Annotated in this window: 23 protein-coding genes; 11 read left to right on the forward strand and 12 right to left on the reverse strand. The window is 55.0% G+C overall.

The genetic code is table 11. The features are described from left to right. Window positions 1-46 precede the first annotated feature (46 nt). Both menA and rraA read left to right on the forward strand, forming a co-directional pair. Window positions 47-967: a 1,4-dihydroxy-2-naphthoate polyprenyltransferase gene (gene menA / locus VF709_RS19140; protein WP_013099314.1), complete on the forward strand. Its 921-nt coding sequence runs from the start codon at window positions 47-49 to the stop codon at window positions 965-967. A gap of 92 nt (window positions 968-1,059) precedes the next feature. Beyond that, window positions 1,060-1,545: a ribonuclease E activity regulator RraA gene (gene rraA / locus VF709_RS19145; protein ID WP_013099315.1), complete on the forward strand. Its 486-nt coding sequence runs from the start codon at window positions 1,060-1,062 to the stop codon at window positions 1,543-1,545. 583 nt (window positions 1,546-2,128) lie between these two features. Here the strand turns inward: rraA and zapB are convergent. After that, entirely contained in the window at window positions 2,129-2,368 is a 240-nt protein-coding gene (gene zapB, locus VF709_RS19150) for a septal ring assembly protein ZapB (protein WP_013099316.1), read from the reverse strand. A 398-nt stretch (window positions 2,369-2,766) separates the two neighbouring features. Here zapB and VF709_RS19155 point away from each other — a divergent pair, with 398 nt between their 5' ends. The 4 genes from VF709_RS19155 (at window position 2,767) to fpr (ending at window position 7,161) form a co-directional block, all read left to right on the forward strand. Beyond that, window positions 2,767-3,612, forward strand: coding sequence for an MIP/aquaporin family protein (locus VF709_RS19155; protein ID WP_013099317.1), 846 nt, complete (start codon window positions 2,767-2,769; stop codon window positions 3,610-3,612). Window positions 3,613-3,633: 21 nt separating this feature from the next. Next, window positions 3,634-5,142: a glycerol kinase GlpK gene (glpK, locus tag VF709_RS19160; RefSeq protein WP_020686906.1), complete on the forward strand. Its 1,509-nt coding sequence runs from the start codon at window positions 3,634-3,636 to the stop codon at window positions 5,140-5,142. Window positions 5,143-5,307: 165 nt separating this feature from the next. After that, window positions 5,308-6,318 (forward strand): class II fructose-bisphosphatase, encoded by a 1,011-nt coding sequence (gene glpX / locus VF709_RS19165; protein ID WP_013099319.1) that lies wholly within the window; start codon window positions 5,308-5,310, stop codon window positions 6,316-6,318. A 96-nt stretch (window positions 6,319-6,414) separates the two neighbouring features. Further along, the gene (gene fpr, locus VF709_RS19170; protein ID WP_013099320.1) at window positions 6,415-7,161 is read left to right on the forward strand and encodes a ferredoxin--NADP(+) reductase; all 747 of its coding nucleotides are present in this window, start codon (window positions 6,415-6,417) and stop codon (window positions 7,159-7,161) included. On the opposite strand, the gene VF709_RS19175 is transcribed toward fpr, so the two are convergent. After that, window positions 7,162-7,581: a DUF805 domain-containing protein gene (locus VF709_RS19175; protein WP_020686904.1), complete on the reverse strand. Its 420-nt coding sequence runs from the start codon at window positions 7,579-7,581 to the stop codon at window positions 7,162-7,164. 112 nt (window positions 7,582-7,693) lie between these two features. Between VF709_RS19175 and VF709_RS19180 the strand changes: the two genes are divergently transcribed. Next, entirely contained in the window at window positions 7,694-8,290 is a 597-nt protein-coding gene (locus VF709_RS19180; protein WP_013099322.1) for a DUF1454 family protein, read from the forward strand. Between the two features lie 111 nt (window positions 8,291-8,401). Next, entirely contained in the window at window positions 8,402-9,169 is a 768-nt protein-coding gene (tpiA, locus tag VF709_RS19185) for a triose-phosphate isomerase (RefSeq protein WP_063622925.1), read from the forward strand. Between the two features lie 47 nt (window positions 9,170-9,216). Here the strand turns inward: tpiA and VF709_RS19190 are convergent, their stop codons facing one another. The 6 genes from VF709_RS19190 to cpxP all read right to left on the reverse strand — a co-directional run bounded on the left by VF709_RS19190 (window position 9,217) and on the right by cpxP (window position 15,364). Then, window positions 9,217-10,521 (reverse strand): SLC13 family permease, encoded by a 1,305-nt coding sequence (locus VF709_RS19190; protein WP_149896932.1) that lies wholly within the window; start codon window positions 10,519-10,521, stop codon window positions 9,217-9,219. 73 nt (window positions 10,522-10,594) lie between these two features. Then, window positions 10,595-11,338, reverse strand: coding sequence for a CDP-diacylglycerol diphosphatase (locus VF709_RS19195; RefSeq protein WP_020686902.1), 744 nt, complete (start codon window positions 11,336-11,338; stop codon window positions 10,595-10,597). Window positions 11,339-11,448: 110 nt separating this feature from the next. Beyond that, on the reverse strand, window positions 11,449-12,438 hold the full coding sequence (locus VF709_RS19200; RefSeq protein ID WP_013099326.1) for a sulfate ABC transporter substrate-binding protein: 990 nt from the start codon (window positions 12,436-12,438) through the stop codon (window positions 11,449-11,451). Between the two features lie 235 nt (window positions 12,439-12,673). Further along, window positions 12,674-13,636 (reverse strand): 6-phosphofructokinase, encoded by a 963-nt coding sequence (pfkA, locus tag VF709_RS19205; protein WP_013099327.1) that lies wholly within the window; start codon window positions 13,634-13,636, stop codon window positions 12,674-12,676. A 174-nt stretch (window positions 13,637-13,810) separates the two neighbouring features. After that, window positions 13,811-14,704, reverse strand: a complete 894-nt coding sequence (gene fieF, locus VF709_RS19210; protein WP_013099328.1) for a CDF family cation-efflux transporter FieF — start codon at window positions 14,702-14,704, stop codon at window positions 13,811-13,813. Between the two features lie 153 nt (window positions 14,705-14,857). Continuing rightward, window positions 14,858-15,364 carry a cell-envelope stress modulator CpxP gene (cpxP, locus tag VF709_RS19215; RefSeq protein WP_013099329.1) on the reverse strand — a complete coding sequence of 169 codons (507 nt, stop codon included), beginning with the start codon at window positions 15,362-15,364 and terminating at the stop codon, window positions 14,858-14,860. A 150-nt stretch (window positions 15,365-15,514) separates the two neighbouring features. Between cpxP and cpxR the strand changes: the two genes are divergently transcribed. Both cpxR and cpxA read left to right on the forward strand, forming a co-directional pair. Continuing rightward, window positions 15,515-16,213: an envelope stress response regulator transcription factor CpxR gene (gene cpxR / locus VF709_RS19220; RefSeq protein WP_003862004.1), complete on the forward strand. Its 699-nt coding sequence runs from the start codon at window positions 15,515-15,517 to the stop codon at window positions 16,211-16,213. Beyond that, window positions 16,210-17,583: an envelope stress sensor histidine kinase CpxA gene (cpxA, locus tag VF709_RS19225; RefSeq protein ID WP_038420821.1), complete on the forward strand. Its 1,374-nt coding sequence runs from the start codon at window positions 16,210-16,212 to the stop codon at window positions 17,581-17,583. Before cpxR ends, cpxA begins: the two co-directional genes overlap by 4 nt. 98 nt (window positions 17,584-17,681) lie before the next feature. Here cpxA and yiiM read toward each other — a convergent pair whose 3' ends face one another. Then, window positions 17,682-18,356, reverse strand: coding sequence for a 6-hydroxyaminopurine reductase (gene yiiM, locus VF709_RS19230; RefSeq protein WP_038420822.1), 675 nt, complete (start codon window positions 18,354-18,356; stop codon window positions 17,682-17,684). A gap of 66 nt (window positions 18,357-18,422) precedes the next feature. After that, on the reverse strand, window positions 18,423-19,043 hold the full coding sequence (gene sodA / locus VF709_RS19235) for a superoxide dismutase [Mn] (protein ID WP_003861999.1): 621 nt from the start codon (window positions 19,041-19,043) through the stop codon (window positions 18,423-18,425). Between the two features lie 288 nt (window positions 19,044-19,331). On the opposite strand from sodA, the gene rhaT reads away from it, so the two are divergent. Further along, window positions 19,332-20,366, forward strand: a complete 1,035-nt coding sequence (rhaT, locus tag VF709_RS19240; protein ID WP_038420823.1) for an L-rhamnose/proton symporter RhaT — start codon at window positions 19,332-19,334, stop codon at window positions 20,364-20,366. Here the strand turns inward: rhaT and rhaR are convergent, their stop codons facing one another. Together rhaR and rhaS are read right to left on the reverse strand one after the other, a co-directional pair. Next, window positions 20,367-21,215 carry an HTH-type transcriptional activator RhaR gene (gene rhaR, locus VF709_RS19245; protein ID WP_038420824.1) on the reverse strand — a complete coding sequence of 283 codons (849 nt, stop codon included), beginning with the start codon at window positions 21,213-21,215 and terminating at the stop codon, window positions 20,367-20,369. Between the two features lie 73 nt (window positions 21,216-21,288). Next, window positions 21,289-22,125 (reverse strand): HTH-type transcriptional activator RhaS, encoded by an 837-nt coding sequence (gene rhaS / locus VF709_RS19250; RefSeq protein WP_013099335.1) that lies wholly within the window; start codon window positions 22,123-22,125, stop codon window positions 21,289-21,291. Window positions 22,126-22,184: the final 59 nt, after the last annotated feature.

The raw sequence follows: 22,184 nt of genomic DNA on the forward strand, positions 1-22,184 counted from the left end.
CACATTTAATGGGGGCTAATGCCCCCATTTTTTTGGCTTAATAACTATGACTGATATCAGCCGTACTCAGGCGTGGCTCGAAAGTCTACGCCCTAAAACCCTTCCTCTGGCCTTTGCCGCGATTATCGTCGGTACCGTCCTTGCCTGGTGGCAGGGGTATTTCAATCCGCTGGTTGCCGTGCTGGCGCTGGTCACAGCCGGTTTGTTGCAGATCCTCTCTAATCTCGCCAACGACTACGGCGATGCGGTTAAGGGTAGCGATAAGCCTGACCGTATCGGCCCTCTGCGCGGGATGCAGAAAGGGGTGATTACGCAGGCACAGATGAAGCGCGCGTTGATTATCACCGTGGTACTGATTTGTTTATCCGGCCTGGCGCTGGTGACGGTCGCCTCGAAAACCACCAGTGATTTCATTGGTTTTCTGGTGCTGGGCCTGCTCGCTATTATCGCCGCCATTACCTATACCGTCGGCACGCGCCCTTACGGTTATATCGGCCTGGGTGATATTTCCGTGCTGGTATTTTTTGGCTGGCTGAGCGTGATGGGCAGCTGGTACTTACAGGCGCATACGCTTATTCCTGCCCTGTTCCTGCCCGCCACCGCCTGCGGTCTGCTGGCAACGGCGGTACTTAACATCAACAATCTGCGCGATATCGACAGCGACCGTGAGAACGGCAAAAACACGCTGGCCGTGCGTCTGGGGCCGGTTAACGCGCGTCGCTATCATGCCTGCCTGCTGATGGGCGCCCTGCTCTGCCTCGCGCTGTTCAACCTGATCTCGCTGCATAGTCTCTGGGGCTGGCTGTTTGTGCTCGCCGCGCCGCTACTGATTAAACAGGCCCGCTTTGTGATGCGTGAGCTCAGCCCGGCAGCCATGCCACCGATGCTTGAGCGCACGGTAAAAGGCGCACTGCTCACTAACCTGTTGTTCGTGATAGGGATTGTCCTGAGCCAGACGCTGAGTTAACTGACAAATATCAATTAACAATTGATGATTTTGCCAACAACGCATTTCGCACGATATACTGAACACATTCGCAGCAACAGAGCGTTAAACCTATGAAATACGATACCTCCGAGCTTTGTGACATCTACCAGGAAGATGTCAACGTCGTTGAACCGCTGTTCTCCAACTTTGGTGGACGGTCTTCGTTTGGCGGACAAATCATCACGGTGAAATGTTTCGAGGATAACGGGTTGCTGTACGATCTGCTCGAACAGAACGGTCGTGGTCGCGTGCTGCTGGTTGATGGCGGCGGCTCCGTACGTCGTGCATTGATTGACGCGGAACTGGCCGGAATTGCCGTGCAAAATGAATGGGAAGGCATTGTGGTCTACGGTTCAGTCCGCCAGGTGGACGATCTCGAAGACCTCGATATCGGCATTCAGGCGATTGCCGCCATTCCGGTAGGCGCCGCAGGTGAAGGCATTGGTGAAAGCGATATCCGCGTCAATTTCGGCGGCGTGACCTTCTTCTCCGGCGACCATCTCTATGCCGATAACACCGGCATTATCCTCTCCGAAGATCCGCTGGATATTGAGTAGTAAACAGTAAGCGAGCGCCATAAAAAAACCGCCAACAGCAATGTGGCGGTTTTTTTGTCCCTCGGGATTCGCGGTCCGTTGGGAAGGCTTGCAGGCTAATACCAAGGATCTTCATCATACTCTCGTCCAAACCTTGGGCAACCCCTCAGAAGCTTTATAAAATCCTAATTCTTTATGAATACCTTAACACCACGGTTGCTGCTTATTATGATGCAGCGTCCCTTTCCGCCATCTCGCAAATGGGCATCGGTCCAGGGAAAGGTGTATTCACAACCGTAAAACAGGCTAATACCAGGGCTTGTGTCCACCGACTTATCACCGGTGGTGAACGGTGGAGCGGTTAGCTGCAGGGACCGCATAATGAAACGCTATTTATGTATCGCGTTCATTGTCGCCAGCGTACTCGTTGTGAAGAGTGATGAACCCAATGTGTTCTTTGCTTTTGCTACGACAGCGCAGGACAAGTAGCGTTAAGGCCGCCTTGGGCGGCCTTTTTTATGGTTATTACCCATTCGCGATAACCATAAAAAAGCCGGGTGGCGGCTTCGCCTTACCCGGCCTACTCAGTTCAATCCCAGGGGAATTAAACCTCTTCCATACGCCCCAGCAGCGCCTGCAGACGTTCCTGCCAGCCGTTCTGCTGTTCACGCAGCTGGTTGTTTTCGCGCTCCAGTTCTTCACGGCCGTGCTGAGCTGTCTGCACTTCTTGCGCCAGGCTGTTGTTCTTTTCTTTCAGCTCTTCAATTTCCATCTGCAGCAGCGTGATGGTGTCAATCGCCTGCTGTACTTTCGATTCCAGTTTCTCAAACACTTCTAAAGACATGATCCTACCTCTCCTGAATTGCAAGGCGACGCTTTAACGTAAACGCGCACAACATCTATGCCGATTGTATGAAGCCCCGTCGCCCCTGTCCAGCGACACACCGCGCAGATCGCGGTTTGCAACACTTTTCGGCCTCGTCCTGGTGCGTTCGCGGCAATTACCCCTAAGTTGTTAACTCATTAGTTAATGAAATGATTCAGCTCACACTCTCTCGCTGATGCAAAAATGCGCTTTATGGCGCGTAAACGCTCATTTTATTGACGCAGACCACACATTTTGATTTCGATATTTCTCGTTTTTGCTCGTTAACGATAAATTAACACTATGTCTACAGGACATCATGGCTGTCACGGGCGGCCATGCTAACAATAAACATCAATCTCTTCAGGATTCCGATTATGAGTCAGACATCAACCTTAAAAGGCCAGTGCATTGCCGAGTTCCTTGGTACCGGGTTGTTGATATTCTTCGGAGTGGGCTGTGTTGCTGCACTGAAAGTGGCAGGTGCCAGTTTTGGTCAGTGGGAAATCAGTATTATCTGGGGTCTGGGTGTGGCAATGGCCATCTACCTGACTGCAGGGGTTTCTGGCGCACATCTTAACCCGGCGGTGACCATCGCACTGTGGCTGTTCGCGTGCTTCGACGGACGCAAAGTTGTTCCTTTCATTATTTCTCAATTTGCCGGCGCGTTTTGCGCAGCGGCGTTAGTTTACGGGCTTTATTACAATCTTTTCATCGACTTCGAACAGACGCATCATATGGTGCGCGGCAGCGTCGAAAGTCTGGATCTGGCAGGTATCTTCTCAACGTATCCAAACCCGCATATCAATTTTGTGCAGGCGTTCGCAGTTGAAATGGTGATTACCGCTATTCTGATGGGCGTTATCCTGGCGCTGACCGACGACGGAAACGGCATTCCGCGCGGTCCGCTGGCACCTCTGCTGATTGGCCTGCTGATTGCGGTGATCGGCGCATCCATGGGCCCGCTGACCGGCTTCGCGATGAACCCGGCGCGTGATATCGGACCAAAAGCGTTCGCCTTTATCGCTGGCTGGGGCGACGTGGCCTTCACCGGTGGCAAAGACATTCCTTACTTCCTGGTTCCGCTGTTTGCGCCGGTTGTCGGGGCTGCGCTGGGTGCGTTTAGCTATCGCAAATTAATTGGTCGCCACTTACCGTGCGACACCTGTGTGGACGAGGAGAAAGAGACGACTTCTACCGCACAACAAAAAGCTTCGCTGTAATCTGACTACGGGACTTACACCATGACCGAAAAAAAATATATCGTTGCGCTCGACCAGGGCACCACCAGCTCCCGCGCTGTCGTAATGGATCATGACGCGAACATTGTCAGCGTGTCACAGCGTGAATTTGAGCAAATCTATCCTCGTCCAGGCTGGGTAGAGCACGACCCGATGGAGATCTGGGCATCGCAAAGCTCCACGCTGGTCGAAGTGCTGGCGAAAGCCGATATCAGTTCTGACGAAATAGCCGCGATTGGTATTACCAACCAGCGTGAAACGACAATCGTCTGGGAACGTGAAACCGGCAAGCCAATTTATAACGCCATCGTCTGGCAGTGTCGTCGTACGTCAGAGATTTGCGAACAGCTGAAGCGCGACGGTATGGAAGAGTACGTCCGCAGCGCCACGGGCCTGGTGGTCGACCCGTATTTCTCGGGTACCAAAGTGAAGTGGATCCTTGACCACGTGGAAGGTTCACGTGAGCGTGCAAAACGCGGCGAACTGCTGTTCGGTACCGTCGATACCTGGCTTATCTGGAAGATGACCCAGGGTCGCGTCCACGTCACGGACTACACCAACGCCTCGCGTACCATGCTGTTCAACATCAACACGCTGGAGTGGGATGATAAGATGCTGGACGCGCTGGATATTCCACGCGCTATGCTGCCAGAAGTACGTAAATCTTCTGAAGTGTACGGTCAGACCAACATCGGTGGTAAAGGCGGCACGCGTATTCCTATCGCCGGTATCGCCGGTGACCAGCAGGCGGCGCTGTTCGGCCAGCTGTGCGTTAAAGAAGGGATGGCGAAAAACACCTACGGTACCGGCTGCTTTATGCTGATGAATACCGGCGAGAAAGCGGTGAAATCAGAAAACGGTCTGCTGACCACCATCGCCTGTGGCCCACGTGGTGAAGTGAACTATGCGCTGGAAGGTGCGGTGTTCATGGCGGGTGCATCCATCCAGTGGCTGCGCGACGAAATGAAGCTTATCAGTGATGCGTTCGACTCCGAGTACTTCGCCACCAAAGTGAAGGATACCAACGGCGTGTACGTGGTACCTGCGTTTACCGGTCTGGGCGCACCGTACTGGGATCCGTATGCACGCGGCGCGATTTTCGGCCTGACGCGTGGCGTGAATTCTAACCACATTATTCGCGCCACCCTGGAATCTATCGCTTACCAGACGCGCGACGTACTGGAAGCGATGCAGGCTGACTCCGGCATCCGTCTGCACGCTCTGCGCGTGGACGGCGGTGCGGTCGCGAACAACTTCCTGATGCAGTTCCAGTCCGACATTCTGGGCACCCGCGTGGAACGCCCGGAAGTGCGCGAAGTGACCGCGCTGGGTGCGGCGTACCTTGCGGGCCTGGCGGTCGGCTTCTGGCAGAATCTGGACGAGCTGCAGGAAAAAGCGGTTATCGAACGTGAATTCCGCCCTGGCATCGAAACCACCGAGCGTAACTACCGCTACAGCGGCTGGAAGAAAGCGGTGAAACGCGCCCTGGCGTGGGAAGAGCACGACGAATAATGCACAGTTCACCCCCTCACCCCGGCCCTCTCCCCAAAGGGGAGAGGGTGTTTTTAGTCCCCTCGCCCCTTTGGGGAGAGGGTTAGGGTGAGGGGCCATTCAGACCGCACCATCCCCACTCTGTGATAAACTTCGTGCAATTCCTTTTGATTGCACGAGTACCTCATGAAACGTGAACTTGCTATCGAGTTTTCCCGCGTTACCGAAGCCGCTGCCCTGGCAGGCTATAAATGGCTTGGCCGTGGCGACAAAAATACCGCCGACGGTGCGGCTGTCCATGCCATGCGCATTGTCCTCAATCAGGTCAATATTGACGGCACTATTGTGATCGGCGAAGGCGAGATCGACGAAGCGCCAATGCTCTACATCGGTGAAAAAGTGGGTACCGGCAAAGGCGATGCCGTGGATATCGCCGTCGACCCGATCGAAGGCACACGCATGACGGCGATGGGTCAGGCCAACGCGCTGGCCGTGCTGGCCGTGGGTGATAAAGGCTGCTTCCTCAACGCACCGGATATGTACATGGAAAAGCTGATTGTCGGTCCAGGCGCGAAAGGCGCCATTGACCTCAGCCTGCCGCTGGAAGAGAACCTGCGTAATGTCGCCAGCGCGCTGAACAAGCCGCTGAGCGAACTCACCGTCACCATTCTGGCGAAACCGCGTCACGACGCTACCATCGCGCAGATGCAAAAGCTGGGCGTACGCGTGTTTGCCATCCCGGATGGCGACGTGGCGGCCTCCATTCTGACCTGCATGCCAGACAGTGAAGTGGATGTCCTGTACGGGATTGGCGGCGCGCCGGAAGGCGTGGTCTCTGCTGCGGTGATCCGCGCACTGGATGGCGACATGCAGGCCCGCCTGCTGCCCCGTCATGAGGTCAAAGGCGACAACGAAGAGAATCGCCGCATTGGCGAAGATGAGCTGGCGCGCTGTGAGGCAATGGGTATCGAAGCCAATAAAGTCCTCGCACTTCACGAAATGGCCCGCAGCGACAACGTTGTTTTCTCCGCGACCGGCATCACCAAAGGCGATCTGCTGGATGGCATCACCCGCAAAGGCAACATGGCGACCACGGAAACGCTGCTGATCCGCGGTAAATCGCGCACCATTCGTCGCATTCAGTCAATTCACTATCTCGACCGTAAAGACCCGGACGTACAGACGCACATTCTGTAAAACCGTTTGATCGATAGAGCTTTCCGGCCCGAATGGGCTGGATATCTTCATCACAAATACGGAAGATAGATCCGAGAAACAGCACAGGAGAAGATCATGGCGGACTGGGTAACAGGTAAAGTCACTAAGATAAAATTCTGGACCGATGCGCTATTTAGTCTCACCGTGCACGCCCCCATCCATCCGTTTACGGCCGGACAGTTTGCCAAACTGGGGCTGGATATCGACGGCGAACGCGTGCAACGCGCTTACTCGTACGTCAACGCGCCCGATAATCCGGATCTCGAGTTCTATCTGGTTACCGTCCCGGACGGCAAACTCAGCCCGCGCCTGGCGGCGCTTAAACCCGGTGATGATGTCCAGATTGTGAGTGACGCAGCAGGTTTCTTTGTGCTTGACGAAATTCCGGACTGCGAAACCCTGTGGATGCTGGCAACCGGCACGGCCATCGGCCCCTATCTCTCCATTCTGCAGTACGGCAAAGACCTGGAGCGGTTTAAAAACATCGTGCTGGTGCATGCCGCGCGTTACGCCGCAGACTTAAGCTATCTGCCGCAGATGCAGGAGCTGGAGCGGCAGTATGCCGGAAAGCTGAAAATCCAGACCGTGGTGAGCCGGGAAACGGCAGCAGGTTCGCTGACCGGCCGCGTGCCGGCATTAATTGAGAGTGGAGCCCTGGAAGAAGCCGTTGGCTTGCCGATGCGTGCCGAAACCAGCCACGTGATGCTGTGTGGTAACCCGCAGATGGTACGGGACACTCAGCAGCTTCTGAAAGATACCCGGCAGATGACGAAACACCTTCGCCGCCGACCGGGTCATATGACCGCCGAACACTACTGGTGATCAGCGGTATTTCACCTCAAGAGTGTCTTTACCGTATTTGTTTTCGCTCTGGGTGCCGATGAACGCACCCAGATCGATAACCATCATCACAAAGATAATGGTCGGTAGCAGTCTGCCCACCACCCAGGGGAGGATGGACGGAAGTATTGACCAGTTCCCGGCGACCAGCATCCACGCCAGAATAATCAGAAAAGCCCATGCACCGGAACGACCGCGATCGTGCAGGCGTTTCACCACCACGGCCGCGGTTGGCCAAAGTAAACAAACCAGCGCAAACGCCGCGGTTTGCGTGCTCAGCCATGCGTTATAGGCCACAAAAAACAGAAGCAGCATGGCGATAATCCACGTCGCCATCCAGATCCAGAAATCACGGCGTCCAATACGCCCTTTGAATGAAAACAACCACTGCTGTATGGTCATGTAAGGTTCCTTATTATCATATCGTGCGCATTTTACCCTGGAGTTGTGACCTTTTGACAAGCCGACCAGATATCGATTTAATCATGAGCACTTACGGCCAGGGACAATGTTGATGAAAAATTCGGCACACCTTCTTTTCCTGTGTTTCGCGATGCTGAGCGCCGGTCTCCCCCTGCACGCCGCCGAACCCCCTGCTCCGACAACCGCGCCCTACCTCCTGGCGGGTGCGCCATCGTTCGATCAGTCCATCAGTCAGTTTCGTGAAACGTTTAACAAAACCAATCCAACGCTGCCGCTGGATGAATTTCGCGCCATTGATGGCGCACGCGATACTCCAAACCTGACCCGTGCCGCCAGCAAGATTAACGAAAACTTGTACGCTTCCACTGCGCTGGAGCGCGGTACGCTAAAAATCAAAAGTATGCAGATCACCTGGCTGCCGATTCAGGGGCCAGAGCAGAAAGCCGCCAAGGCGAAGGCGCTGGAGTACATGAGCGCGGTGCTGCAGGCATTTACGCCCGCACTGACAAAAAAACAGAGCCAACAAAAGCTGCAAAAACTGCTGGTTACGGGTAAAAACAAGCGCTATTACACCGAAACCGAAGGCGCGGTGCGCTATGTGGTGGCGGATAACGGCGAAAAAGGCCTGACCTTCGCTGTTGAACCGATTAAGCTGGCACTATCTGACACACTCGGAGGGGCGAATTAATGACAAAAAGCAAAGCCTTTCGAGGGAAAATCTCTATACTGATTCACAGACCATGCTGCCCGTCAGGGTGGCCATATTCCTTAATTCGCTTATTTAGCGTGGAGAATTGAAATGCGACATCCTTTAGTGATGGGTAACTGGAAACTGAACGGCAGCCGCCACATGGTAAACGAACTGATTGCGAACCTGCGTAAAGAGCTGGCTGGCGTGACTGGCTGCGCGGTTGCTATCGCTCCGCCGGATATGTACCTGGATCTGGCTAAACGTGCCGCTGACGGCAGCCACATCATTCTGGGCGCACAGAACGTTGACGTTAACCTGTCTGGCGCATTCACCGGTGAAACCTCCGCTGAAATGCTGAAAGATATCGGCGCCAAATACATCATCATCGGCCACTCTGAGCGTCGCACCTACCACAAAGAATCCGACGAGTTCATCGCGAAGAAATTTGCGGTGCTGAAAGAGCAGGGTCTGATCCCGGTTCTGTGCATCGGTGAAACCGAAGCAGAAAACGAAGCAGGCAAAACGGAAGAAGTGTGCGCACGTCAGATCGACGCTGTGCTGAAAACGCAGGGCGCGGCAGCATTCGAAGGCGCGGTTATCGCTTACGAGCCAGTCTGGGCGATCGGTACCGGCAAATCTGCAACCCCAGCGCAGGCTCAGGCGGTTCACAAATTCATCCGTGACCACATTGCGAAAGCCGACGCTAAAGTGGCAGAGCAGGTCATCATCCAGTACGGCGGTTCCGTAAATGCCTCTAACGCGGCAGAACTGTTCACCCAGCCAGACATCGATGGCGCGCTGGTTGGCGGTGCATCCCTGAAAGCTGACGCTTTCGCGGTGATCGTTAAAGCGGCAGAAGCGGCTAAACAGGCGTAATGCTGTTGTGGCGGGTGGCGCTTGCGCTTACCCGCCCTACAAAATCGCTACAAACGACCTAAAACGCTAAACCACAGATAATCCAGCGGCAGCAGCACCAGATACGTGGCAATTGCCAGCGCCAGACAGAGCACCATCCCCGCCCTTGCAGGCACCTTTCCTAAGCCCATCGCCACCACTATCGGCGACGCCTGATACGGCAGCAGCGGCGTGGAATAGCCCAGCACCTGAATCATGATGACAGACAATAGCGGAAAGCCCGTCGCCTCCGAAAAGTTTTGCGCCAGCGTGGTATAGAGCGCCGGAACACCGTTAGCCGTCATAATAAAGTTCATTGCCGTAGTGATCCCGGTCAGCGCCAGGAAACTGGTGAACGGTCTGTCGGCGTCCAGCGGCATTATCTTCAGCAACGCCTCCCCCACCGCCGGGCCGATACCGGTTTGCGTCACCACAATGGCCAAACCGAGGATGCCTGTCACATAAATACAGGTGCGCATATTCACCCCCGCCGAGAACTCTTCTCCGGTGATAAAACCTACGCGTGGCAGCATCACAATGACCGATGCCGCAAGTCCGGTCCATGCCGGCCCCACACCGTGCCAGCTCTCCGTCACCCACATTCCCAATACCACCGCCAGCAGCCAGGCAAGGCGTTTTTCATCTCGCCCCATCGGTTCAGCGGGTGCCAGATCCTTGGGCGGCTTCGGGCTGCCGGGGAATAACCAGCAGATTAAACCAATCAGAATCAACCCTTTGAGAATACCGAGCACGGGCGTGTGCAGCAGCAGATAAGGCACGTAGTTCAGATGAATACCGTATGATCCCTCTGCCGCACCGCTCATCACCAGATTGGGAACGTTGGCAGGGAGGATGGTGGCCGAAAGCTGGAAGGTGCCGAAACCAACGGCCAGCGCCAGGCCAAACCAGGCGCGCGATCCGTCGGCAATACCGGCACGTTTTGCCATCGCGGCCACGATGGGCATCAGCAGCGCGATACGCCCCATGTTCGACGGCATCACAAACGCCAGGGCATAACTCAGCAGAACCACGCTGGCCACCATTAGCACCCAGGAGTCAGTAAGCCGGGCGGAGAGCGCCCGTGCAGCCCTGTCAGCCAGACCGGTTTTCCGGATTGCCACACCAAGCACAAAGCCGCTGAACACCAGCCAGAAGGCAGACGAGGCAAAGCCGCCAAAAATGACCTCCGGCGGGGCAATTCTGGCGGTCATCGCTGCCGTGAAGAACAGCAGCGCGGTAATGAATTCCGGCAATAGCGACGTCGCCCATAACACAATGGTGACGCCGACGATCGCTGAGGGCACAAACAGAGGGTGGGTTAACCAGAGCGACATGCCTGTCTCCTGTTGTTTTTTTCAGCAAGTCTACGGCGACAGGCAGGACGAGTAAATGCTATTTATGATGGGGTCACTTCAGGATATCGCATTGATGATCCTGCAATTCCTCAGCCGACGCGCGGTTAAGCATCAGCAGATTACGTTCGGTTGCCAGCAACACAAACGAGCCATCCGACTGCTGGGCCATCGCCAGCGCGAAGCGCCCCATATGGTCACGCGCTTCCGGCAGCTCTTCCGCCAGCATCATAAACGGACTCCGCTGCACCAGCTCGTTCTCCGTCACCCGGCGGGCGAGATATTCATGTCCTTCCAGTCCACCGGGAAGGGGCAGCCATTGGGTGCTGATTTGCCCCTGCGCGGCATTGAGCTTCTCGCGCACGTCCGGGCGCAGGCAGGAGATGTGGATATGGAAATGATTCTGCGTGCGGCCCGTGGGTGAGTTGATGGTCAATGAAATTGCGCTGTCCGGCACCTCAGATCCGTGCTTCATGCTCATAAAGCTACGGGCCTGCCATGCCAGCCAGAAGAAGTTCGGTGTTTGAGGCTTTGTCAGAAGCGGGCTTTCGGTGCCGTTGATGCGGTAGGTGGGCATCAATAAGTATTGCAGCGGACCGTTGCGATCCTTGAACACCACATAGCCCGCGTCAGGTTTCACCTGTGCACACGGCGCCGGATTGCGGTGCTGGATCTGATTCGGCACACACTGGTCCAGCACGATGTGACGCAACGCATTCGGATTACCTGCTTTCATCCAGTACACGCCACCCGCGGCAAGGGCGATAACAATCAGAATCAGTAAGATAATTTTTTTCACAATGCGTTCCCTGTTTTCAGTAGAGGCCAAAGAGTAACGCAAAATGATGACCAAATAAAAAACCCGGCGGATTTCTCACACCGGGTCACCGTGTCGTTCGTTACAAAAGCCTAGCGTTTGCTGATCTGATCGAATGTACCGCCGTTAGAGAAGTGGTCTTTCTGGGCTTTTGTCCAGCCGCCAAACTCATCATCAATGGTGAAGAGTTTCAGTTTCGGGAATACGCTGTCGTATTTCTTCGCAACCGCCGGATCGCGTGGGCGATAGAAGTTCTTCGCCGCAATTTCCTGGCCTTCTGGCGAATAGAGATACTTCAGGTAGGCTTCCGCCACCGCTTTGGTCCCTTTCTTATCGACCACTTTATCCACCACAGAAACGGTCGGCTCGGCGAGGATAGATTCGCTCGGGGTCACGATCTCGAATTTGTCTTTACCCAGTTCGTTGGTTGCCAGCAGGGCTTCGTTTTCCCAGGCAATCAGCACATCGCCAATGCCGCGCTCTACGAAGGTATTAGTTGCGCCACGCGCGCCGGAGTCGAGCACTTCAACGTTTTTATACAGCGCTTTGACGAACTCCTGAGCCTTGGCCTGATCGCCATTGTTGTGATGCAGGGCATAGCCCCAGGCTGCCAGGTAATTCCAGCGTGCGCCGCCGGAGCTTTTCGGGTTCGGCGTGATGACCGATACGCCAGGTTTAACCAGATCGTTCCAGTCATGGATCTGTTTCGGGTTGCCTTTACGCACCAGGAAAACGATGGTCGAGGTATATGGCGCGGAGTTATCCGGCAGGCGTTTGATCCAGTTTTTGTCGATGCGGCCACGTTCGGCAATTGCGTCCACATCGTAGGCCAGCGCCAGAGTCACCACATCCGCTTCAATGCCGTTGATGACGGAGGTCGCCTGCTTACCAGAGCCGCCGTGAGACTGGCGAACCACCACATTGTCGCCCGTTTCCTGTTTCCAGTGTGCCGCAAAGGCTTTGTTGTACTGCTCGTACAGCTCACGCGTCGGGTCGTATGACACGTTCAGTAACTGGATGTCCTTAGCCAGAACGCTGGTCGATGCCAGCAATAATGTTAAACCCACGCCCCATTTATTCATCGCCCAGCTCTCATATGTAGTGTTTTGATGAATGCAGCGTGCCAGAAACGGAATTGATGATTAAAGAATAAAAAAAGATTGGCTATAACTTTGAGGAATAAAAAAGTGGATGAGTGGCCTGATGCCCTCACCCCAACCCTCTCCCACGGGAGAGGGCGCAACCATAAAAAACGGTAACCCTGGGGTTACCGTTTTGCATTTACCTTGCCGCCACCCGGCACAATACAAATACCGATCAGTACAGTTTTTTCGCGCAGTCCAGCCAGTCACCTTTGAACGGACGCTTCATGTTTTCGATGGCGTCGATGATGTCATGGTGAACCAGTTTTTCGTTCTGAATACCGACGCAACGACCGCCGTGACCCTGCAGCAGCAGTTCAATGGCGTACGCACCCATGCGGGAAGCCAGGATACGGTCGTATGGACCCGGGGAACCACCACGCTGGATGTGACCCAGAACGGTCGCGCGGGTTTCGCGTTTGGTTTCTGCTTCGATGTACTTCGCCAGCTCATCAACGTCACAGATATGCTCTGTGATCGCAACGATGGCGTGTTTCTTACCTTTGGCGATACCGGCTTTGATTTCTGCAACCAGATCTTCACGGCTGAATTCCACTTCCGGAACCACGACGAACTCACAACCGCCCGCGATAGCCGCAGCCAGGGTCAGGTCACCACAGTAACGGCCCATCACTTCAACGATGGAGATACGCTGGTGAGAAGAAGAGGTGTCACGCAGACGGTCAATCGCTTCCACAACGGTACCTAGGGCGGTGAAGTAACCGATGGTGTAGTCAGTACCTTTGATGTCGTTGTCGATGGTGCCAGGCAGACCGATGCACGGGAAGCCCATTTCAGTCAGACGTTTTGCACCCATGTACGAACCATCACCACCGATAACAACCAGTGCGTCGAGGCCGCGTTTTTTCATGTTCTCGATAGCCACTTCACGCACGTGTTCGTCGCGGAATTCCGGGAAGCGCGCAGAACCGAGGAAAGTACCACCGCGGTTGATCATGTCAGATACGCTGTAACGGTCGAGCTGAACCATACGGTCTTCATACAGACCCAGATAACCATCATAGATACCAAAAACTTCCAGACCTTCCGTCAGCGCTGCACGAACAACCCCACGAATTGCCGCGTTCATGCCCGGCGCATCACCGCCGCTTGTCAACACACCGATTTTCTTAATCATGACTACCTCTGAACTTAGGAATGCAAAATTGAAATCTGTTGCCGGAAGAAACTTGTCGACCAACGAATACTGCAAATAGTATATCAACCACTTCCAGCTGAATTGATTCAGGTCAGACCAAATGGCGGTAATTTATACACAAAATGCTGGCCTGGCTCACTTTTTTACAACGAATTACGAAAGCCCAACATAACCGGGTACAACCGAGCAGGGATCCTGGTGAATAATGACGTCTGACCCAGGAAAACGCTGCAAAATCGCCTGCTCCACCTGCTCAGCAATAACGTGAGCCTGAACCAATGGCAGGTTGTCTTCCATTTCTATGTGAATCTGAATAAAGCGGGTCGGCCCTGACTGCCGCGTACGAAGATCGTGAGCACCACTGACACCCGGCCAGGAGGTCACGATAGTATAAATTTCATCGCGTTCTGCGTCGGGGAGCGCACGGTCAAGAAGCGATTGCACCGCGTCATACCCCATCCGCAAAGCGCTGTATAAAATATAGATGCCAATCCCTAACGCAAATAACGCATCGGCCCGATGCCAGCCATACCAGGCCAGACCGAGCGCAATAAGAATAGCGCCATTCATCATAACATCAGACTGATAATGAAGCATATCCGCCCGTACAGCCTGACTTTGCGTTTTTCGAACCACCCAGCGCTGGAACGTTACAAGAACAAGGGTGCATATAAGTGCAGCCACAGTCACCACCACGCCCACGCCGGGATCGTTCATGGGTGATGGCGAAACAAGATGCTGAATGCCGGTTAAAAACAGAAACAGCGCAGAGCCGGAAATAAACATACTTTGCGCCAGCGCCGCCAGCGATTCGGCTTTGCCGTGCCCGAAGGTGTGCTCTTCATCCGCCGGTTGCAGCGAGTAACGCACCACCAGCAGATTGGTCAGCGAGGCGGCAATATCCATCAGCGAGTCCACCAGCGCCGCCAGAATACTGACCGAGCCCGTGTACCACCACGCGAATATTTTGATGACCAGTAAGCTTGAGGCCACGACCGTCGCGGCAATGGCGGCCCGGCTGACCAGTCTTCCATAGGATTGATTCATAAATACTCCTGTCATGCCATGCCGCTAGTATAACGGAAGGTTACGGAGTCAAAGGATGAATAAACGGTTAACACATCAGAATGAAGGGCAAAAAAAACCCCCACATCATGTGGGGGAAGACAGGGATGGTGTCTATGGCAAGGAAAACAGGGTTTACTGGTTACTACGGGTACTGCTATTGCTACTGAAAAGCGTCGTTTCTGAGCTTCGCTGCATCCGTGCAACCTTACGCAATTGGTCCATACGTTGCTGATGTTTCTGGTTCAAAACCGCTTGCTGCTCGGGCGACAACAGGTGGAACATCTGGTTGCGAACCTTCGCCATCTCTACCTGGCGGGCAACCTGCTCCTGTGCCATTTTTTCTGCCTGAGCACGTACAGCGTTTTCGTCAAAATTTTCTGCGGTGACAAGGCGATGCATTGTCTCCATTTCGCTAACATTAACAGGGGGCTGATCGTGTCGTGCCCTCTGCATCAGATCTCGCATCTGTTGACGCTGATGTTCGGTTAAACTTATGCCGTCAAACATATGGCTTTGGCTGCTGTGCTGCGCGATGCCCTCTTGTGAGGACGCGTTATCGCCGATGATAGCTACAGCGGCCTGGCTAAACGCACTGAACGCCAGCGTTGAGGCCATGACGGCAGCGGTAACTTTGCGCATCACTTGCTCCCAAAATCTTTCATGTCGCGATTCAACGAGAGACAGTCTACGATTCAGGCTGCAAACATGCGTCAGGGGGTGTAAAACAACGTAAAGTCATGGATTAGATAGCCTTGATGTCGTAATTTCTGCCTCGGAGGTATTTAAACAATGAATAAAATCCTGTTAGTTGATGATGACCGAGAGCTCACATCTCTTTTAAAGGAGTTGCTCGACATGGAAGGTTTCAACGTTCTGGTCGCCCATGATGGCGAGCAGGCGCTGAGTCTCCTTGACGACAGCATCGATCTACTTTTGCTCGACGTCATGATGCCGAAGAAAAACGGCATTGATACGCTGAAAGAGCTTCGCCAGACACACCAGACCCCCGTTATCATGCTGACCGCACGCGGCAGCGAACTAGACCGTGTACTCGGCCTTGAGCTGGGTGCAGATGACTATCTACCGAAGCCGTTCAACGACCGCGAACTGGTCGCCCGTATTCGCGCTATCCTGCGTCGTTCCCACTGGAGCGAACAGCAGCAGAATACTGACAACAGTTCACCGACGCTGGAAGTGGACTCCCTGAGCCTCAATCCGGGTCGTCAGGAAGCAAGCTTTGACGGTGAAACGCTGGAGCTGACCGGTACCGAGTTCACGCTGCTGTATCTGCTGGCGCAGCACCTCGGTCAGGTGGTATCGCGTGAACACTTAAGCCAGGAAGTGCTGGGTAAACGCCTCACGCCGTTTGACCGTGCCATCGATATGCATATCTCGAACCTGCGCCGCAAACTGCCGGAGCGTAAAGACGGTCATCCGTGGTTTAAAACCCTGCGTGGTCGCGGCTATCTGATGGTTTCCGCTTCATGATAGGAAGCTTAACCGCCCGCATCTTCGCCATCTTCTGGCTGACGCTGGCACTGGTTTTAATGCTGGTTTTGATGTTGCCAAAACTCGACTCACGCCAGATGACGGAGCTTCTCGACAGCGAGCAACGTCAGGGCGTGATGATCGAGCAGCACGTAGAAGCCGAGCTGGCAAACGATCCGCCAAACGATTTGATGTGGTGGCGCAGACTGTTTCGCGCTATCGACAAATGGGCACCTCCCGGACAACGCCTGCTGCTGGTGACCAGCGAAGGCCGCGTGATTGGCGCGGATCGCAATGAAATGCAGATCATCCGCAACTTTATTGGCCAGGCGGATAACGCCGATCATCCGCAGAAGAAAAAATATGGTCGGGTTGAGATGGTGGGCCCTTTCTCAGTCAGGGATGGGGAAGATAACTACCAGCTTTATTTGATTCGCCCGGCGAGCAATTCCCAGTCCGATTTTATCAACCTGCTGTTTGACCGTCCGCTTCTGCTGCTGATTGTGACGATGCTGGTCAGTTCTCCACTGCTGTTATGGCTGGCGTGGAGCCTGGCAAAACCGGCGCGTAAGCTGAAAAACGCCGCCGACGAAGTGGCGCAGGGTAACCTGCGACAGCACCCTGAGCTGGAAGCCGGACCGCAGGAGTTTCTTGCCGCCGGGGCCAGTTTCAACCAGATGATCACCGCTCTTGAGCGCATGATGACCACGCAGCAGCGGCTGCTGTCGGATATCTCGCACGAACTGCGTACGCCGCTCACGCGACTCCAGCTGGGCACCGCGCTGCTGCGTCGCCGCAGCGGTGAGAGCAAAGAGCTGGAACGTATCGAAACCGAAGCCCAGCGTCTGGACAGCATGATCAACGATCTGCTGGTGATGTCGCGCAATCAGCAGAAAAACGCGCTGGTGAGCGAAACGGTGAAAGCCAATCAGCTGTGGCATGAAGTGTTAGACAACGCGGCGTTCGAAGCGGAACAGATGGGTAAATCGTTCACCGTCAACTTCCCGCCGGGGCCATGGCCGCTGTACGGTAACCCAAACACGCTGGAGAGCGCGCTGGAGAATATCGTGCGTAACGCCCTGCGCTACTCGCATACGAAGATTGAGGTGGCCTTCTCGGTGGATAAAGACGGTATCACCATCATTGTGGATGACGATGGTCCTGGCGTAAGCCCGGAAGATCGCGAGCAGATTTTCCGTCCGTTCTACCGCACCGACGAGGCGCGGGACCGTGAATCTGGCGGTACCGGGCTGGGTCTGGCGATTGTTGAAACCGCTATGCAGCAGCATCGCGGCTGGGTGAAAGCCGACGACAGTCCGTTGGGCGGGCTGCGGTTAACGCTGTGGCTACCGTTGTATAAGCGCGTGTAATCCCCTCACCCTAACCCTCTCCCCAAAGGGGAGAGGGGACTGCTCGGTGCGGTTTTTTCACCCTCGCCCCTTTGGGGAGAGGGCCGGGGTGAAGGGCACTATTTCCCCCACAATCTCCGCGAATTATCCTCAATCTGCCGACTAGTGCGGCGTTTCTGCATCGTTCTTGTCCAGCTGGTGGATAACCCTGCCGCCGACAGCAGCCGATGATACTGCTCGTCATCAAACGGCATATGCCAGGCAATGGCACAGGCGTCATACACCGACACATCGCTCAGGCGCGACACCAGCTCCAGCGGCGCATCCGCAGACACCTGCCCCGCCAGCACCACCCGGTACAACCAGCCGGTTTTACCCGCGCTCTGCAGCCGTGCGGACATGTCGTTAATGCCGAAATGGAAGTTAAGCTTGAAGCATGGCGAGCGCGGTTGCGTTACCTGAATCAGGGCATCACCCCAGCGGAAAATATCACCAATGAAGACGTTCTTCTCCGTCAGCCCTTCGGTGGAGAGATTCTCACCGAACGCGGGGGCGACGAACAGGTCCGCCTGTTCAGGGAATTCGGTTATCCAGTATTGATAATGCTCGCGCGGATAGTGGCACAGCGCGCGTTCGGGCCCGCCGTGGATTTTCTTCTCGGCCTGCTCGTCGCCCGCAAGCCCGAGCTCGATTAACGTCAGCTCTCCGTCGACCTGCACTTTGGCGATGGCGCTCGGGCGGCTGCCGTCGTATTCCCTTACCTTGCCTGTAAACACATTCACCGGGTAATGCATCTCTACTCCTTCAGATACAAAAAAAGCGAGTCAACAGACTCGCTTCTCACAGGCGTCAATGCAACCTTATTTTTTCGCGGCGAAACGCGCTGCAGCTTCGTCCCAGTTCACCACATCCCAGAAGGCTTTGATGTAGTCCGGGCGACGGTTCTGGAACTTCAGGTAGTAAGCGTGTTCCCACACGTCCAGACCCAGAATTGGGAAACCAGATGCGCCAGAGATCGCTTCACCCATCAGCGGGGAGTCCTGGTTTGCGGTAGAAACGACCGCCAGTTTGTCACCTTTCAGAACCAGCCACGCCCAGCCAGAGCCGAAACGGGTTGCAGCCGCTTTTTCGAATTCCGCTTTGAAGTTATCAACAGAACCGAAGTCGCGCTCGATAGCCGCTTTCAGGTCGCCCTGCAGGGTGGTACCGGTTTTCAGGCCTTTCCAGAACAGGCTGTGGTTTGCGTGGCCGCCCGCGTTGTTACGCAGCACGGTTTTCTTGTCCGCTGGCAGCTGGTCCAGTTTAGTGATCAGCTCTTCAACAGGCAGGTTAGCGAACTCTGGCAGGCTTTCCAGCGCAGCATTCGCGTTGTTCACATAGGTCTGGTGGTGTTTAGTGTGATGGATTTCCATCGTCTGCTTGTCGAAATGCGGTTCCAGTGCGTCATAGGCATACGGCAGGGATGGCAGTGTATAACTCATAATCCTCTCCATTAGTGTCGGGCGGCACAGCTGTTAATGCCGCGTAAGCAGTTGGTTCATTATAGTTAATTAAATGATATTGAAAATGATTATCAATGCCGTAGTTTTTATAAGGTTATTCGGGTTTTGCCAAATGACAAAATTGTGAGTCTGCTCACCCGGTTAACGTGCTGATTGCCATCCAGAACCAAAGTGCGGCAACCTTCTGAAGGTTCCTGAACCGCCTAATTTTTACACTCATCAAGTCGGGGGGAAGCCACCGACTATAAAAACGATGAGGACGTAAAAATGAATCATGCGATTACGATGGGTATCTTCTGGCATTTGATAGGCGCAGCCAGTGCAGCCTGTTTCTATGCCCCGTTCAAAAAGGTGAAAGGGTGGTCGTGGGAAACCATGTGGTCGGTTGGCGGTACCGTCTCCTGGCTGATTTTGCCGTGGACCATTAGCGCCATGCTGCTCCCGGATTTCTGGGGCTACTTCACCTCCTTCAATGCCTCCACCCTGCTGCCGGTGTTTCTGTTCGGTGCGATGTGGGGCATCGGCAACATCAACTATGGCCTGACCATGCGCTACCTCGGGATGTCGATGGGTATCGGCATCGCAATTGGCATTACCCTGATCGTCGGCACGCTGATGACGCCCATTCTTAACGGCAATGTCGATGTGTTGCTCAACACCAAAGGCGGGCAGATGACGCTGCTGGGCGTGCTTGTCGCGGTGATCGGTGTGGGTATCGTCACTCGTGCGGGTCAGCTGAAAGAGCGCAAGATGGGCATCAAAGCCGAGGACTTTAACCTGAAGAAAGGGCTGCTGCTGGCAGTGATGTGCGGCATCTTCTCGGCGGGCATGTCGTTCGCCATGAACGCCGCAAAACCTATGCACGAAGCGGCCGCTGCGCTGGGCGTCGACCCGCTGTACGTGGCGCTGCCAAGCTACGTGGTGATCATGGGCGGCGGCGCGCTGGTAAACCTCGGCTTCTGCTTCATTCGTCTGGCAAAAGTGAAGGAACTGTCGGTAAAAGCCGATTTCTCACTGGCAAAATCCTTAATCCTCACCAATGTGCTGCTGTCGATGCTGGGTGGCCTCATGTGGTATCTGCAGTTCTTTTTCTACGCCTGGGGTCACGCCAGCATTCCACCGCAGTACGACTACATAAGCTGGATGCTGCACATGAGCTTCTACGTACTGTGTGGCGGACTGGTTGGGCTGGTACTGAAGGAGTGGAATAACGCCGGGCGTCGTCCGGTGGGCGTCCTGAGCCTGGGCTGCGTGGTGATCATCATTGCCGCTAACATTGTCGGCCTCGGCATGGCGAACTGATTACGCTGCCTTTCGACTGCGATGACGCCACTGAACCGGCGTCATCCCCACCTCGCGGTTAAACACCACCGAAAAGTAATTACTGTCCTCAAACCCGCAGCGCATCGCCACCTCACTGACCATCAGCTCCGTATGCTGCAACAGATACTGGGCGTGGCAGATGCGCAGCTGGCGCAGGTAGTGGTTCACCGTCATCCCCGTCTGGGTGCGGAACTGCTGGCGCAGCGCGCGCTCGCTGCACTGCTCCTGCTCGCAGAACTTTTCCAGCACGAAACTTTTATTCAGGCTGCCCGCAAGCCGGGCGATCAGCTTGTCCAGCAGCGCTTCCTGAACGGTCGCGGAGGGGTTATCGGTAGCGTAACGATGGCGTTTGAGAGTCATGACCAGCTGGGCGAACAGCAGTTCCGCCATCGTGTTTGCCACCGGATCGTGCTTCTGGCTCTCCTGCTCCAGCTGGGAGATTGTCTGGCGCACCTGCGCCATACCGCTGCTGCTCAAGCGCCAGTGGGGTTCGCCTCTGGCATTGAGAAAACCGGGGATATGGGCCGCCCAGTCGACGTTCAGTTTGAGCCTGTCCGGGCAGTAGATCACGTTCTGCAACACCAGATCGTTAACCGAGGCGTAGGCGTGTTTGTCTTCGGCGCGAATGTAAAACAGATCGCCACGCGTAATGCGGTAGGGCCTGTCATTGAGGATGTGTAAGCCGTTGCCGCGCCACACCAGCACCAGCTCGCAAAATTCATGGGTATGCTCGGCAAAGACATTTTGCGGGTAGCGGTCGGCCACCGCGACGGCCTGACTCGCGGAGGCAAAAAAATCATCTTTGCGAAGAATTAACTGAGCGGCCACACCACAACCTCTACGGTGAATAACCGGACATTATTAGCCTTTTTGCGGCAATAAAACGGTGATTGCCTTCGCGTTACTGGAGTGAAGCATCCTTCCCCTGACGGATATCGCGCGGCGACCAGCTAAACTCGCGGCGAAAAAGGGTCGAAAAGTGATTACTGTCGCCGAAACCGCAGCGATAGGCGATATCCGTGACGCTTTCATCGGTGTGACGTAAAAGATGACGCGCCTTAATCAGGCGCAGACGATTGAGGTAGCGCTGGGGCGTCAGCCCGGTGTGCTGCTTGAGCTGACGATGGAGCGTGCGTAACGACAGCGAAAAATCATCCGCCAGCGTTTCCCAGCACACATCCTCGGCGAAATGGTCCTCCAGCCAGGCCATCAGCTGGTTCAGCCGCGCGTCGTTATTTGCCAGCCCTTCCACCAGAGAGCTGCGACGCAGCAGCACCAGCAGCTGCATAAACAGCAACTCGCGGGTGGCAATGGCATGGGTCTCCTGCCCGTCCTCGCTCTGCTCCAGTTGATTCACCAGCTGGCGCACCTGCTGCAACGTGGACTGATTCACCCGCCAGTGAGACGGGTAGTGCCCATCCTGCTCCTGAGGCAGGAGCTTATTCAACCCCGACAGAAACTGGAACGCGTCCGGCGAACGATAGAGCACGTTGGTCAGACACAGGTTGTCGGTGTGTTCATACAAATGCCTGTCGTGATCGCGCACGAAGCACACCATACCGCCGCTGATGGTGTACGGCTGGCCGTTAAAGACGTGAATGCCTGTCCCATGCTCGACAATCACAATTTCATGAAAATCATGATGATGTTCAGGAAACGCAGCCTGCGGGAGCCGTGGCTCAATCGCGACCGGAGACGTTCCCGACGGGAAAAAATCGACGCTGTGCAGTACGGTCATAACGGCCCCCACTAATGAGAAAAGTTCTCAAAATAGTAATTAAGGCCCTCCACACTCAC

Origin of the sequence: Enterobacter sp. Lyrl_3 (genome assembly GCF_051948675.1) — a bacterium.
GTDB lineage: Bacteria > Pseudomonadota > Gammaproteobacteria > Enterobacterales > Enterobacteriaceae > Enterobacter > Enterobacter cloacae.

Coding starts and splice junctions, on each gene's coding strand:
- menA (WP_013099314.1), top strand. CDS start 47: ATGACTGATATCAGCCGTACTCAGGCGTGGCTCGAAAGTCTACGCCCT.
- rraA (WP_013099315.1), top strand. CDS start 1,060: ATGAAATACGATACCTCCGAGCTTTGTGACATCTACCAGGAAGATGTC.
- zapB (WP_013099316.1), bottom strand. CDS start 2,368: ATGTCTTTAGAAGTGTTTGAGAAACTGGAATCGAAAGTACAGCAGGCG.
- VF709_RS19155 (WP_013099317.1), top strand. CDS start 2,767: ATGAGTCAGACATCAACCTTAAAAGGCCAGTGCATTGCCGAGTTCCTT.
- glpK (WP_020686906.1), top strand. CDS start 3,634: ATGACCGAAAAAAAATATATCGTTGCGCTCGACCAGGGCACCACCAGC.
- glpX (WP_013099319.1), top strand. CDS start 5,308: ATGAAACGTGAACTTGCTATCGAGTTTTCCCGCGTTACCGAAGCCGCT.
- fpr (WP_013099320.1), top strand. CDS start 6,415: ATGGCGGACTGGGTAACAGGTAAAGTCACTAAGATAAAATTCTGGACC.
- VF709_RS19175 (WP_020686904.1), bottom strand. CDS start 7,581: ATGACCATACAGCAGTGGTTGTTTTCATTCAAAGGGCGTATTGGACGC.
- VF709_RS19180 (WP_013099322.1), top strand. CDS start 7,694: ATGAAAAATTCGGCACACCTTCTTTTCCTGTGTTTCGCGATGCTGAGC.
- tpiA (WP_063622925.1), top strand. CDS start 8,402: ATGCGACATCCTTTAGTGATGGGTAACTGGAAACTGAACGGCAGCCGC.
- VF709_RS19190 (WP_149896932.1), bottom strand. CDS start 10,521: ATGTCGCTCTGGTTAACCCACCCTCTGTTTGTGCCCTCAGCGATCGTC.
- VF709_RS19200 (WP_013099326.1), bottom strand. CDS start 12,438: ATGAATAAATGGGGCGTGGGTTTAACATTATTGCTGGCATCGACCAGC.
- pfkA (WP_013099327.1), bottom strand. CDS start 13,636: ATGATTAAGAAAATCGGTGTGTTGACAAGCGGCGGTGATGCGCCGGGC.
- fieF (WP_013099328.1), bottom strand. CDS start 14,704: ATGAATCAATCCTATGGAAGACTGGTCAGCCGGGCCGCCATTGCCGCG.
- cpxP (WP_013099329.1), bottom strand. CDS start 15,364: ATGCGCAAAGTTACCGCTGCCGTCATGGCCTCAACGCTGGCGTTCAGT.
- cpxR (WP_003862004.1), top strand. CDS start 15,515: ATGAATAAAATCCTGTTAGTTGATGATGACCGAGAGCTCACATCTCTT.
- cpxA (WP_038420821.1), top strand. CDS start 16,210: ATGATAGGAAGCTTAACCGCCCGCATCTTCGCCATCTTCTGGCTGACG.
- yiiM (WP_038420822.1), bottom strand. CDS start 18,356: ATGCATTACCCGGTGAATGTGTTTACAGGCAAGGTAAGGGAATACGAC.
- sodA (WP_003861999.1), bottom strand. CDS start 19,043: ATGAGTTATACACTGCCATCCCTGCCGTATGCCTATGACGCACTGGAA.
- rhaT (WP_038420823.1), top strand. CDS start 19,332: ATGAATCATGCGATTACGATGGGTATCTTCTGGCATTTGATAGGCGCA.
- rhaS (WP_013099335.1), bottom strand. CDS start 22,125: ATGACCGTACTGCACAGCGTCGATTTTTTCCCGTCGGGAACGTCTCCG.